This window comes from Pseudonocardia lacus (assembly GCF_018531445.1).
In the GTDB taxonomy this organism is placed as follows: Bacteria; Actinomycetota; Actinomycetes; order Mycobacteriales; family Pseudonocardiaceae; genus Pseudonocardia; species Pseudonocardia lacus.
In genome coordinates this window covers 56,545-69,894 of sequence record NZ_JAHDTH010000012.1, presented here as the reverse complement: position 1 = coordinate 69,894, position 13,350 = coordinate 56,545, and the positions used below count along the sequence as shown (strand labels likewise).

Annotated in this window: 9 protein-coding genes and 1 pseudogene; 8 read left to right on the top strand and 2 right to left on the bottom strand. The window is 70.0% G+C overall.

Translation table 11 applies throughout. The annotated features are described in order from the left end of the window. Window positions 1–204: 204 nt before the first annotated feature. Together KIK08_RS04715 and KIK08_RS04710 are read right to left on the bottom strand one after the other, a co-directional pair. Window positions 205–1,896, bottom strand: coding sequence for a DUF6119 family protein (locus KIK08_RS04715; RefSeq protein ID WP_214401736.1), 1,692 nt, complete (start codon window positions 1,894–1,896; stop codon window positions 205–207). Further along, on the bottom strand, window positions 1,893–2,267 hold the full coding sequence (locus KIK08_RS04710) for a hypothetical protein (protein WP_214401735.1): 375 nt from the start codon (window positions 2,265–2,267) through the stop codon (window positions 1,893–1,895). Before KIK08_RS04710 ends, KIK08_RS04715 begins: the two co-directional genes overlap by 4 nt. A gap of 173 nt (window positions 2,268–2,440) precedes the next feature. Between KIK08_RS04710 and KIK08_RS04705 the strand changes: the two genes are divergently transcribed. The 8 genes and pseudogenes from KIK08_RS04705 (at window position 2,441) to KIK08_RS04675 (ending at window position 13,305) form a co-directional block, all read left to right on the top strand. Beyond that, window positions 2,441–4,507, top strand: coding sequence for a hypothetical protein (locus KIK08_RS04705; RefSeq protein ID WP_214401734.1), 2,067 nt, complete (start codon window positions 2,441–2,443; stop codon window positions 4,505–4,507). Next, window positions 4,470–6,038, top strand: coding sequence for a class I SAM-dependent DNA methyltransferase (locus KIK08_RS04700; RefSeq protein WP_250556294.1), 1,569 nt, complete (start codon window positions 4,470–4,472; stop codon window positions 6,036–6,038). The genes KIK08_RS04705 and KIK08_RS04700 overlap by 38 nt, the downstream gene beginning before the upstream one ends. A gap of 73 nt (window positions 6,039–6,111) precedes the next feature. Continuing rightward, a complete protein-coding gene (locus tag KIK08_RS04695; protein WP_214401732.1) occupies window positions 6,112–7,290 on the top strand; it encodes a restriction endonuclease subunit S in 1,179 nt (392 codons plus the stop codon). Beyond that, a pseudogene (locus tag KIK08_RS39535) lies at window positions 7,290–7,772 on the top strand (DUF1016 N-terminal domain-containing protein); the annotation flags it as partial. The gene KIK08_RS04695 and the pseudogene KIK08_RS39535, both read left to right, overlap by 1 nt. Continuing rightward, complete coding sequence (locus KIK08_RS04690; protein ID WP_214401731.1) at window positions 7,703–8,371, top strand: DUF1016 domain-containing protein; 669 nt, start codon at window positions 7,703–7,705, stop codon at window positions 8,369–8,371. The pseudogene KIK08_RS39535 and the gene KIK08_RS04690, both read left to right, overlap by 70 nt. 81 nt (window positions 8,372–8,452) lie before the next feature. Continuing rightward, window positions 8,453–11,641 (top strand): type I restriction endonuclease subunit R, encoded by a 3,189-nt coding sequence (locus KIK08_RS04685; protein ID WP_214401730.1) that lies wholly within the window; start codon window positions 8,453–8,455, stop codon window positions 11,639–11,641. A gap of 299 nt (window positions 11,642–11,940) precedes the next feature. Then, window positions 11,941–12,129 carry a helix-turn-helix transcriptional regulator gene (locus KIK08_RS04680; RefSeq protein ID WP_214401729.1) on the top strand — a complete coding sequence of 63 codons (189 nt, stop codon included), beginning with the start codon at window positions 11,941–11,943 and terminating at the stop codon, window positions 12,127–12,129. A 6-nt stretch (window positions 12,130–12,135) separates the two neighbouring features. Continuing rightward, window positions 12,136–13,305, top strand: coding sequence for a tyrosine-type recombinase/integrase (locus KIK08_RS04675; RefSeq protein ID WP_214401728.1), 1,170 nt, complete (start codon window positions 12,136–12,138; stop codon window positions 13,303–13,305). Window positions 13,306–13,350 lie beyond the last annotated feature (45 nt).

The window sequence follows — 13,350 nt, the reverse complement described above, 5'->3', positions numbered from 1 at the left end:
TCAGCCCCGCCCAACAGGCTTCAACCCGGCCCCAACCAGCCGCCCTGACACGCAGGCCAAGGTCCAGCCGGGCAGCAGCGCCCGCAGCGGACCTCCGCCAGCGGGGGAACCCATCGACTGTTGCGTAGGAGTACGTCATCCCGACCACGAGCCAGACCCCATGCCGGTCAGCGCGTCCCGGGCAACGACTACAGGCGTGTTCGGTCACGGGATGACGCAGATCCGCAGGGGTATCCCGAGCTTGGCGAGCATCGTCGCCGCCGACGCCATCTCCGAACGGGCGAAGGTGAACAGCTTGTCGGGGGTGAGCAGGCCGTTGCTGCGGTGGATGGCGTAGACCAGCGCGGCGGGGCGTGCGCCCAGCGTCGCGGCGCGGGCCGGGTCCTGCGCCCGCACCGTCTCCACGAACTTCTGCCAGGTCTGCGGGTCGGTGAGGCTCTCGATGGCAACGATGCCCTGCGCGATGAGGTGGCTCACCGGACCCGAGCCGGTCTTCGAGCTCACCCGCTTGACGTGGACGAGCTCGTTGTTCGGCCCGAGCAGGTCGCAGGCCTCGAAGCCGCCCGGGTGGGTGCGGCAGTAGACGAGCTTGCGGTCGAGGTTGAGGAAGCCCGGCCGGGTCCCGACGTGCTCGTTGTAGCGCTTCTCGTCGGTCTTGCGCGTCTTCGGGTCGGCGGGCACCGACCGCCACGCCGGCAGCGCCCAGTCGGGGCGCCGCTCGAACGCCTCCCCGACGATGCGGTCGACGTGGTCGCGGTAGGCGTCGCTCACGTCGAACCAGTCGCCGTCGAGCAGCACCGCGCGGGACCCGTCGGGCAGGTCGACCGACGCCGTCAACCAGTGCAGGGGTGCCACGCCGTCGGCGATCTTCTCCCCGGCGTCGTCGAACCCGGTGATCCGCCCCGAGCCCAGCACCGACAGCCGCGCCTCGCGGGTCACCTGGTCCTCCAGTGCCTCCCGCAGGAACCGCAGGTCCATCTCGTCGGTGGTGACGACCCGGTTCCGGCCGATCTGCACGTCGAAGCGACTGATCTCCTGGCCGCCGTGGTAGCCAGCCGGGTAGGCGAGGCTCACGCGCTCGTCGTACCCCACCAGCAGCTCCAGCGCCTGGTCCCAGGCGGCATTGATCCGCTCCTGGTCACCCGCGCCGAGCCGGCGCACCCACTGCAGCGGGGCCAGGTCGTCGTCGACCTTGCCCTCGTCGAGCACGCGCACGATCTCCGCGAGGTCGGCGAGGAGGTGCCGGGGCGAGTGCGGGAGCGGCAGCCGCACGCGGTCGGCGAAGTCGATGCTGACCGGCGGGATCCCCCGCTTGGCCATCTTGCGGACGTGGCTGAGCGTCAGCCGGGAGTCGTCGTTGGCCTTGCCGACGATGCGCCGGACGAGCTCGGAGTGCTCCCGGATGCCGAACGACCACAACGCGTCCCCGTCCGGCACCGAGCTGGTGTCGACCCGCCCGGTGCCGGTCAGGTGCTCGCGCTTGATGTGGCGCACCGCATCGGCGTCGATGACGCGCAGGGCGAGGGCGAGGCCGAAGCCGCGGTCGACGGCGGAGCGCACCAGCCGCCGGTAGCCGTCGCCGAAGGACAGGGCGAACCCGTGACCGCCGACGCGGACGAACAGCAGCGCCGACGCCCGCGTGGTCGTGAAGTGGTCGAGGTGGACGTCGGTGAGGCCGTGCACCATCTCCACCCACCCGCACACCGTCGGCTCCCGCTGGCCGTAGACCAGCAGCGCCTCCCCGAGATCGGGCACGTCGAGGGAGTCGAAGACGTCGTCCTCCGGCGGCTCCCAGCACTCGTCGAACGGCCGGTCGTCGACCATCTTGTAGAGGCACACCTGGCCGGTGCGGCCCGGATCGCCCAGTTCGACGTCGGCCGGCAGGTCGATGGTCACCGGGCCACCGCCCGGGACACCGCGGCCGACCGGCGCAGGAACCGGCGCGACAGCACGGTGACCAGCACCCGCCCGTTCAGCAGCAGGCAGACGTCGGGGCGGTCGGGGCTGTAACCGTAGACGGCGCCGGGGTGCAGCACGACGTCCGTCCAGGGCAGCGGCCGGGACCGCCACCGGGCGCTGGCGAGCAGCCGCCGCAGGCGCCGGGCGGCGAGCCGCCGCGACACGCCCTCGACGCGCTCGCGGTAGCGCTGCACCGCGTGGGTGCTGAGCACGATATCGGCGGGGTCGTGGGTCCGGTCGATGTCCGCGGGGCCGAGCGCGAGGGCGAGGATGTCGTCCCGCGTCGGGAGGATGCCGTGCGTGGTCATGAGTGTCTCGCTTCGATCGGCGGATGTGACGTCGCACACGATGCCCAGTCGTCACCCGTTCGAGGAAGCAGGAGCTTGATAACCCCTCTTATCGAGCCTTGCATGAGTGGTTCCACGGGGCCGGGTCTAGGATCCTCCTGCCACGGATTCGGAGGGTTCGGAGGGGAGGTCCGATGACGGTCGACGTGCTGCACGTCAGCCTTCCCGACGTCGCACTCCTGGCCCGGGTGCAGCGCCCGCCGGTGTCGATGTGGCGGAGGCGCTTCGCGGGGTCGGGCACGCCGTTCCCCGCACCCGTCCACGTGCGGGGAACGCAGCCGTTCTTCGACGGCCACGCGGTGGTCGACTGGCTGGAGACGACGGGCCTGGGCCGCAACCCCCACGCCCGCGATGACCTCGCCGCCTTCGCCGCACTGGCGGGCACCGGCGAGGACGACGACACGGTGTTCGCCGGGTTGACGGCGCTGCTGTGCCTGAGCAGCTTCGACGTCCGACTGCCGACCGACGGCGACGACCTGGAGGACCTCGCCGACGACGTCGACCCCGACGACGAGTTCCTCTACTCCGAGGTCCTCGGACTGGGCGAGCGGCTGGAGCCGATGGCCCGCTACACGGCGCTGCTCATCGACGCGGCCGGCCACGCGGCGGCGGCGTTCGAGTCGCTCATGCGGCGGCGCACCCACCGCCCCGGCAGCGGGCACGCGCGCACTGCGGTCGCCACCCCGGCCCGGAACCTGGTGGCCGACCTCGCGTTCGCCCTCGGCACCCACGCGGAGATCGCGACACCCTGCTACGTCGACCCGACACCGGGCGCGAGCGACCTGATCGTCGAGCTCGCCCGTCGGGCGGGGGAAGGCGCCGCGATCACGGTGGCCACCCCGGACGTCGACTGCATCGAAGGTCGACTGGCCCGGCGGCGGATCAGGGTGCACGACATCGCGCGCGAACCCCTCGTGCCCGACGGCCACGGCGGGTACGTCGTGCCGGACGACGCCGTGGTCCTGATGCAGCTGCCCGCTCCGGGCCGCCCCGACCTGCCCGACGTCGACCTGCTGCAGGAGATCGAGAACGTCGTGCTGGGCATGGAAGCCGCACGCTGCGCGGTGGTCCTGGGGCCGGCCTCCGCGCTGACCGACCGGGTGCGCGGCGAGGCCGCGCTGCTCCGCGACGGGCTGCTGCGGACCGACCGGGTGCGCGGGGTGGTCCGCCTCCCGGCCGGTCTGCTCCCCACCAGGTCACGCGCACGGCTGGCGCTGTGGTGCCTCGGCCCTCCCCCACCGGACACCGGCGAGGCCCGGACGCTGGTCGCGGACCTGGCCGACACCGCCCTCGACGGCACCGCGATCGCGGAGCTGGTGATCGACCTCGTGGCCGGCCTGCGGGACGCGCGACCGTGGCGGGCGCACACGGCGCGGTTCACCCGTTCCGTCCCGACCCGCATCCTGCGGGCGGAGCGCGACGACCTCGTCGTGCCCCGACCGGTTGCCCGCAGCACCGACACGGCGGCGGAGCTCGCGGAGCAGGCGGGCGCCCTGCGCGAGCAGCTGGCGGCTCCGCTGCCGGCACCTGCCGTGCCGCAGCCGGCTCCCCGGGCCGCAGCCCGCGGCCCGATCGTCACCCTCGGTACCGCGGTGGCCGAGCGGGACGTCGAGATGCTGTCCGGGCTGCGGATCGACACCGCCCACCTCGATCCGGGCGCCGCTGTCCGCGTCGTCCGCCCGGCCGACCTCACCGGCGCCACCGACCGGGTCGGCATCGACCGGCTGGTCCTGGCGGCCCACTACGAGTCCGCGCGGTTCACCGAGCCCGGCGACGTCGTCTTCACCGTGAGCCCGCGGCCGGCGGCGGTCGTCGACCGCGACGGCGGCGCGGTCGTCGCGTTCCCCGCGCGCGCCCTGCGGTCGCGGTCGGCGGCGTTCGTGCCGCACGTGCTGGCCGCCGACATCACCGCGCAACCCGCCACCGCGAAGACGTGGCGGGCCTGGAGCGTGCGCACCGTCCCGGCCGATCAGGCCGAGGCGCTGACCGGCATGCTGGACGACCTCGATCGCCACCGCCGCGCCCTCACCGACCGCATCACCCAGCTCGACCAGCTCGCCGCCGCGCTCGTCGCGGGCACCGCGGCGGGCGCGTTCGACCTCCACGGAAAGGACCCCCGTGCCTCCACGGACCAGGAAGGCCGCCCCGGCGGCGCCGTCGACGATGAAGGAACTCAAGGACACGCTCTGGAAGGCCGCTGACAAGCTGCGCGGCTCGATGGACGCGTCGCAGTACAAGAACGTGGTGCTGGGGCTGGTGTTCCTCAAGTACGTCTCCGACGCGTTCGTCGAGCGCCGCGAGCAGCTCCAGGCCGAGCTGGAGGCCGAGGGGATGGGCGACGAGCAGGTCGCGCAGCTCATCGACGATGTCGACGAGTACGTCGGCAGCGGCGTGTTCTGGGTGCCGGCGGTGGCGCGCTGGGAGTTCCTGGCCGCGAACGCCAAGGGGCGCGACGGCGCGACGATCGGATCCCTGATCGACGACGCGATGACCGCGATCATGGACGCGAACCCGGCACTCAAGGCGACGCTGCCGCGGATCTTCAACCAGGAGAGCGTCGACCAGCGCCGCCTGGGCGAGCTGCTCGACCTGCTCAACAGCGCCCGGTTCACCGGCGAGGGCGCGAGCAAGGCCCGCGACCTGCTGGGCGAGGTGTACGAGTACTTCCTGGACAAGTTCGCCAAGGCCGAGGGCAAGCGCGGCGGCGAGTTCTACACCCCGGCCGGGGTGGTGCGGGTGCTCGTGGAGGTGCTCGAACCGACCTCGGGCCGCGTGTACGACCCGTGCTGCGGCTCGGGCGGCATGTTCGTGCAGACCGAGAAGTTCCTGGAGGCCCACGACCGCGACCGCACCGCGATCTCGGTGTACGGCCAGGAGCTCAACGAGCGCACCTGGCGGATGGCGAAGATGAACCTCGCCATCCATGGCCTCAACGCCAACCTCGGCCCGGTGTGGGGCGACACCTTCGCCCGCGACCTGCACCCCGAACTCACCGGGGTCAACGGCGCCGACTACGTGCTGGCCAACCCGCCGTTCAACATCAAGGACTGGGCCCGCAACGAGAACGACGCCCGCTGGCGCTTCGGCGTGCCGCCAGCCGGGAATGCGAACTACGCCTGGATCCAGCACATCCTGTCCAAGCTCAAGCCGGGTGGCAGCGCCGGCATCGTGATGGCCAACGGTTCGATGTCGAGCAATTCCGGCGGCGAGGGCCGGATCCGCGCCCAGATCGTGGAGGCCGACCTGGTGGCGTGCATGGTCGCGCTCCCCACCCAATTGTTCCGCTCCACCGGCATCCCCGTCTGCCTGTGGTTCCTCACCAAGGGCAAGACCGCGGGCAAGCGCGGCTCCGTCGACCGCACCGGACAGGTGCTGTTCATCGACGCCCGCACCCTCGGGCACATGGTCGACCGCGCCGAACGCGCCTTCTCCGACGCCGACATCGCGCGGATCGCCTCGACCTACCACGCCTGGCGGGGCACGCCATCCGCGGAGGGCGCGGAGTACGCCGACGAAGCCGGCTTCTGCTACTCGGCCACCCTCGCCGAGATCAAGGCCGCCGACTACGCGCTGACTCCCGGCCGCTACGTCGGCACTACTGAGGTCGAGGACGACGGCGAGCCGCTCGACCGGAAGATTGAGCGGCTCACCAAGGAGTTGTATGCGCAGTTCGACGAATGCGAGCGCCTCGCGGTGGTCGTCCGGGAGCAGCTGGGGCGGATCAGTGGCTAGGAAGGAGACTCGCACCGGCGGTCGAGTCGCCACGGACTCAGTTATCCCGGGGCGGTACGCACTAAGCATCGGGATGCCCTCCATCCCCGCCCCAGACGGATTCAAATGGCGACGGCTCACCGACATAGCACGCATGGAAAGCGGTCACACACCAAGCCGATCCCATCCTGAGTACTGGAACGGCAACATCCCGTGGATCGGGATCCGCGACGCGACAGGAAACCACGGCAAGACCATCACGAAGACGAAGCAGTACATCACCGAACTCGGAGTCGAGAATTCATCAACGAGGGTCCTTCCCGCCGGAACAGTATGCCTTTCCCGAACAGCGTCAGTCGGGTACACCATCATCATGGGCACACCTATGGCAACAAGCCAGGACTTCATCAACTGGGTGTGCGGCCCCGAACTGTCGCCGAGTTACCTCCGCTACGTCCTGATGCTAGAGCAGGAGAGCATCCGGAAGTTCTCCTATGGCACGACCCATCAGACCCTCTACTACCCCGACGCAAAGGCCCTGCACGTCTGCATTCCCTCCCGGGACGAGCAGGATGAGATCGCGAGGGTTCTCGCAGCACTCGACGACAAGATCGCCGCGAACACTCGACTGAGCGATGCCGCGGAAGACCTCGCAGCGATAGTTTTCCGCTCGATCGCAAAAGACGACCCGACCGAACGCTCACTGAGCCAGCTGGCTCGATTCGTTAACGGTCGCGCATACACCAAGGGCGCGACGGGAACCGGTCGGGTCGTGATTCGAATTGCCGAGCTCAACTCTGGCATCGGTGAGTCCACCGTGCGCAACGACATCAAGGTTCCGGACGAGAACCTCGCCCGACCCGGCGATCTCCTCTTTGCGTGGTCCGGCTCACTCACCGTACATCGATGGTTCCGCCCGGAAGGCATCGTCAACCAGCACATCTTCAAAGTGATTCCCACCGGCGATAATCCGGTGTGGCTTGTCCACCAACTGCTGGTGCGCAAGCTGGACGAGTTCCGGGCGATCGCGGCCGACAAGGCCACAACGATGGGGCACATCCAGCGACGGCACCTCGACGAACCCGTAAGCGTTCCGGCCCGACGAGCGGTCGAGCGCGTGCACCCCACTATGGACTCGCTCTGGCGGACGGCTCTGTCGGCCGAGCAGGAGTCCTTGAGCCTCACCACGCTTCGCGACACCCTCCTCCCTCATCTCATGTCAGGCCGCCTCCGCGTGAAGGACGCGGAGAAGCAGGTGGAGGCGGTGGTGTAGTGGAGCCGCCCGATCCCGCGGTCGCGTTCCGGGGCAAGCCACCGGCGTCGATCCTCCCCGGCTGGTATCCGGAGCTGCTGGCCTCGGTCACCGAGCACGTCTCGCTCAGCCACCGGCGCGCCGTCGCGGCCGCCAACACCGAATTGCTGGCCGCGTACTGGGCCATCGGCCGGGCGATCCTGGAGCGCCAGTACGGGGAGTGCTACGGCACGAAGGTGATCGACCGCCTGTCGGCCGACCTGCGGGAGCGCTTCCCCGACGCCCGCGGCTACTCGCCGCGCAACTGGAAGTACATGCGGGCGTTCGCGGCGGCCTGGCCCGACGGGGAGGTTGTGCAACGCGGCGTTGCACAACTCCCCTGGCGCCATCAGATCGCCCTGATCGGCAAGCTCGACGACCCCGAGCTGCGGCTGTGGTACGCCGCGGCCGCGCTCGACCAGGGCTGGAGCCGCGACATCCTCGCGCTCCAGATCGAGCGGCGCCTGCACGAACGGTCTGGGAAGGCGATCAGCAACTTCCGGCACACCCTGCCGGAGCCCGACCCCGACGTCGCCAGCGGGCCACCTGCGACCGGTACCTGTTCGACTTCCTCTCCACCACCCGGACCCGGCTCGAACGCGATGTGGAGCAGGGTCTCGTCGAGCATGCCCGCGACTTCCTGCTGGAGCTCGGGCGAGGCTTCGCGTTCGTGGGCAGCCAGGTCCGGCTGGAGTTGGGGGGCAAGGAGTTCTACTGCGACCTCCTCTTCTTCCACACCGAGCTGCGCTGCTACGTCGTGATCGAACTCAAGGCCGTGGACTTCGACCTGTCACACCTGGGCCAGCTCGGCCTCTACATGGCCGCGGTGGACGACTTCCTCGCACACCCCGGCGACAAGCCGACCATCGGACTGCTGCTCTGCAAGACGAAGAACAACGTCATCGCCGAGTACGCGCTGCGCGGCTACTCGGCGCCGATCGGCGTCGCCGAGTGGACCGCCGAGCTCACCACGAACCTGACCGAGGAGCTCGCGTCGAGCCTGCCCAGCATCGCCGACATCGAAGCCGAGCTCGCTCCGCTCGGCCACGACGACGCCCCTTGATAGATCCCCTTATCGGTCACGGGCGTGCACGGGCGGCGGTCGTCTTCCTACCGTCGGCCCCCACCGACCAGGAGGTCCACGATGAAGAACGCCGGCATGTCCGAGGCCGACTGGGAGACCCTCGCCCTGGAGGAACTCGGCGAGCTGTCCTGGACACCGGTGTCCGGGTCGTCGATCGCGCCGGGCAGCGGCGAGCGGCAGAGCTGGGACGACCTCGTGCTCACGCCGCGGCTGCTCGACGCGCTGCGCCGGCTCAACCCCCACGTCCCTGGCGTGTATCTGCAGCAGGCGTACGCCGACATCATCGCGCTGCGCTCGACCGACCCGATCTCGGAGAACCACCGCGTCCACGACTGGCTCGTCGGCGGGTACCGCGGCGTCACGTACGTCGACGACTCCGGCCACGAGGTCACGCCGACGATCCGGCTGCTGGCGCCCGACCCCGCCGACAACGACTGGCTGGTGGCCAACCAGGTCACGGTGCGGCGGCTCGACGCACACCGGCGGTTCGACATCGTCGCGTTCTGCAATGGGATGCCGGTCAGCATCATCGAGCTGAAGAAGGCCGGGAGCGTAGCGGCCGACGTGGCGGCGGCGCACGCGCAGCTGCGGACCTACGTGCAGGAGTTCCCGGAGGCGTTCCGGTTCGCCGTGCTCACGGTCGTCGCCGACGGCGCGACCGCTCGGTACGGCACCCCGTTCACCCATCTGCACCATTTCGCCCCCTGGAACGTTGACGACACTGGCGCCGTCGTCGAGCCCGGCAGCCTCGACGAGCGCGACGAGCCCGTCACCGGGCTGGAACTGCTCCTGCACGGGGTGTTCGACCAGGGCCGGTTCCTGCAGCTGTTGCGCTGGTATACCGCGTTCGACGGGGGCGCAGGCGCGCTGGCCAAGCGGATCGCCAAGCCCCACCAGTACTTCGCGGTCGCCAAGGCCGTCGGTTCCACTGTTACGGCCGTCCGCAGCGACGGGAAGGCCGGCGTCGTGTGGCACACCCAGGGCTCGGGCAAGTCGATGGAGATGGAGCTCTACACCAACCGGATCATGCGGGCTCCCGAGCTGGCCAACCCCACGGTCGTGGTGATCACCGACCGCACCGAGCTGGACGGGCAGCTGTTCAGCGGGTTCGCCGCCAGCCTGCTGCTGCCCGAGGCACCGAAGCAGATCCGCCGCCGCGCGGAGCTGCGCGACGAGCTGAGCAACCGCACGACGGGCGGCATCTACTTCACCACCCTGCAGAAGTTCGGCCGCAGCAAGGACGAGCGCGACGCCGGCTTGGCTCACCCCACCCTGTCAGACCGGCGCAACATCATCGTGATCGTCGATGAGGCCCACCGTAGCCACTACGACGACCTCGACGGCTACGCCCGCCACCTGAAGGACGCGCTCCCGCACGCCACGCTGATCGCGTTCACCGGCACCCCGATCTCGCACGCCGAGCGCAACACCCGCGAGGTCTTCGGCGACTACGTCGACGTCTACGACCTCTCGCGCGCCGTGGAGGACGGCGCCACCGTGCCCGTCTACTTCGAGCCCCGGTTGGTCGAGCTGCGCCTGGACAAGGGAGTCACCCAGGAGGACCTCGACCGCGCCGCCGACGAGATCACCGCCGGACTCGACGACGTCGAGCGCGCGCAGATCGAGAAGAGCACGACCGTCGTCAACGCCGTCTACGGCGATCCGAAGCGCCTGGCCCTGCTCGCCGACGACCTCGTGGCGCACTGGGAGACCCGCAGCACACGGATGCGGCCGCTGATCGAGGGGCCGGGCAAGGCGCTGATCGTGTGCGGCACCCGGGAGATCTGCGCCCGCATGTACGCGGCGATCGTTGCGCTGCGGCCGCAGTGGCACTCCCCGGACCTCACCACCGGGAAAATCAAGGTCGTCTACTCCGGCGACGCCACCGACACCGGTCTCATCAAGGAGCACGTCCGGAAGGAGTCGGAGAACGCCACGGTCAAGGAGCGGCTGCGCGACCCCGACGACGAGCTGGAACTGGTCATCGTCAAGGACATGATGTTGACCGGGTACGACTCGCCGCCGCTGCACACCCTCTACCTCGACCGCCCCCTCAAGGGTGCGCTGCTGATGCAGACCCTCGCCCGGGTCAACCGCACGTTCCGCGGCAAGGACAGCGGCCTGCTCGTCGGCTACGCCCCTCTTGCCGACAACCTGCAGAAGGCGCTAGCTGAGTACAGCCCGCGCGACCAGGAGACCCGGCCGATGGGCCGCAGCGTTGCCGACGCCGAAGCGCTGTTCCGCGACCTCGTCGACCAGATCCGCGGCGCGCTCGCCGGGTTCGACTGGAAGGCCCGGCTCAAGCGCGGCCAGCCCGATGCGTTCGACAAGGCCGCCCTGGCGACCACCAGCTACTTGCGGAACCCGACCACCCCTGGCAACAAGGTCGACGACGGGGAGGAGACGCTAGCCGACCGGTTCCGGCGGCTCACCCGGCAGCTGACCACCGCGTGGGCGTTGTGCGCGGCATCCGAGATGCTCAGCCCCTACCTGCAGGAGGTCCAGTTCTACGAGCTGGTCCGCGTCTACATGGCCAAGTTCGACGCGGACGCCCGCCGCGCCGAGGGCAAGCCGATCCCCGAGGACGTCAGCCGACTGCTCGCTGCGCTCATCAGCGACAGCACCACCACCGGCGAGGTGCTCGATATCTACGCGGCCGCCGGCCTCGACAAGCCCGAGCTGAGCGAGCTCAATCCGGCCTACCTCGCGAGAGCGCAGGCGGCGACGAACCCGCACCTGGCGATCGAGGCGCTGCGCAAGCACGTGCTCGGCGAGTCTCGCCGCGCCACCGGCAACAACATCGCCCGGGAGCGCTTGTTCTCCGAACGGGTCACCGAGCTCATGAACCGCTACGCGAACGAGCAACTCACCGCGGCCCAGGTGATCGCCGAGCTGATCGAGATGGCCAAGGAGATCCGGGACGAGGCCGCCCGCGGCGCCCGCTTCACTCCCCCTCTCGACGACGACCAGCTCGCCTTCTACGACGCCGTCTCGCAGAACGACTCAGCCGTCCTGCTCCAGGGCGAGGACGTGCTCGCCCAGATCGCACGCGACCTCGTCGCCGTTATGCGCCGAGACGTGCGCACCGACTGGACCGTGCGCGACGATGTGCGCGCGAAACTCCGATCGTCGATCAAGCGGCTGCTGGTCCGGCACGGCTACCCGCCGGACAAGCAGCCCGCCGCGATCAAGCTCGTGATCGAGCAGATGGAGCAGCTCGCGCCTCGCTACGTCGACCGCAACGGCTGAGCCTGTCCATGCCCCGCCTAGTCATACTTCGGGGGCTCGGGCAGCCACCACGACAATGCCGCGATCACACACCGACCACGCCGTTGAGCACGTCCCGATGAGAACGCGTCGGTAGGACCACAACGGGCTTCACCGTAGCCAAGAGTGGCCGGAGCGATCCGTTCCTCCGCTGCGGTGTGGCTGGTTCGTGTTCGCGCCGGAGTAGCAGCTCAGTGCACCTCCGACCACGAGTCCGAACGCTTCTGGCGGGACCGTCCCGGCAGTGCGAGCGGGATGAAGGACCGGGTGGAGGTCGCGGGGTGCGAGGACAGGATCAGCTGTGGGGTGTGCACGAGGTCGCCGACTACCTCGGTGTCCCGGTGATGACGGTCTACCACTGGCGCCAGACCGGCTACGGCCCGAAGGGCACCCGCGTCGGCCGCTACGTCCGCTACCGGCCTCAGGATGTCCGCGACTGGTTCGACAGCCAGTTGCGCAAGTCCTCCTGACCGGCGATGCCGCGGCCACCGCTGCCGATCGGCACCTACGGGGCGATCACCACCCAGAAGCTGGCCGACGGCTCCGGCTACCGCGCCTTCGCCCGCTTCCGGGACCACGACGGCGTCACCCGCAAGATCGAACGAACCGGTCGCAGCGCCACGGCCGCGAAGAACCGCCTGAAGGAGCACCTGCGCGACCGCGCCAGCCACGGCGCAGCCGGCAGCCTCTCCGGGGAGTCCCGGTTCCGCGTCGCAGCCGAGAAGTGGATCAGCACCATCGACGAACTCGCCGCCCAGGGTCAGCGCTCGCCGAGCACCGCCCAGCTCTACCGGGCCACCCTCACGACCCACGTGTTACCCGCCATCGGGGAGCTGCGCCTCGGCGAGCTGACTGTCCCGCGGCTCGACAAGTTCGTCCAGGACATCCGGATCCACCGCGGCGCCGCTACCGCCAAGCTCGCCCGCACGGTCGTCTCCGGCGTCTTCGGCATCGCCGTCCGCCACGGCGCGATCACCGCCAATCCGGTCCGCGACATCGCCCGGATCACCAGCCGCCCGGCACGACCCCCGCGTGCCCTCACGCCGGACGAACGGACCGAGTGGATCGAGCGGTTGAAGGCGGACCAGGACGCTGTCCGCAAGGACCTACCCGACCTGTGCGAGTGGATGCTCGCCACCGGCGTCCGAATCGGCGAGGCACTCGCCGTGCACTGGGACGACATCGACCTCGACGCCGGCGTCGTGCACGTCGACCACACCGTCATCCGGATCAAAGGCACCGGCCTGATCCGCAAATCGACCAAGAGCCTCGCCGGTGCCCGGACGCTGCCGCTGCCCGCGTTCGCGATCGACATGCTCCGCCGCCGCCAACTCGCCAACGGAACGCGAGGGCCTGTCTTCCCCGACTCCATCGGCGGCTGGCGTGACCCGTCGAACACCTCCCGCGACCTCCGCCACGCCCGCGGCTCCGCCGAGTTCGCATGGGTCACCAGCCACGTGTTCCGCAAGACCGCCGCCACCGAACTCGACCGCGCCGGCCTATCCGCCCGCCAGATCGCCGACCAGCTCGGCCACGCGAAGGTGTCCATGACCCAGGACCGCTACATGGGCCGACGCGCCGGCGGCCGGGAAGCAGCAGACGCGCTCGATCGCGCCCACCGAGCCGCGCGAGGAGGTGGGCCCTGACGAAAGTGGTGGGTAAACGGTGGATCGATCACCACGAAGATCGAG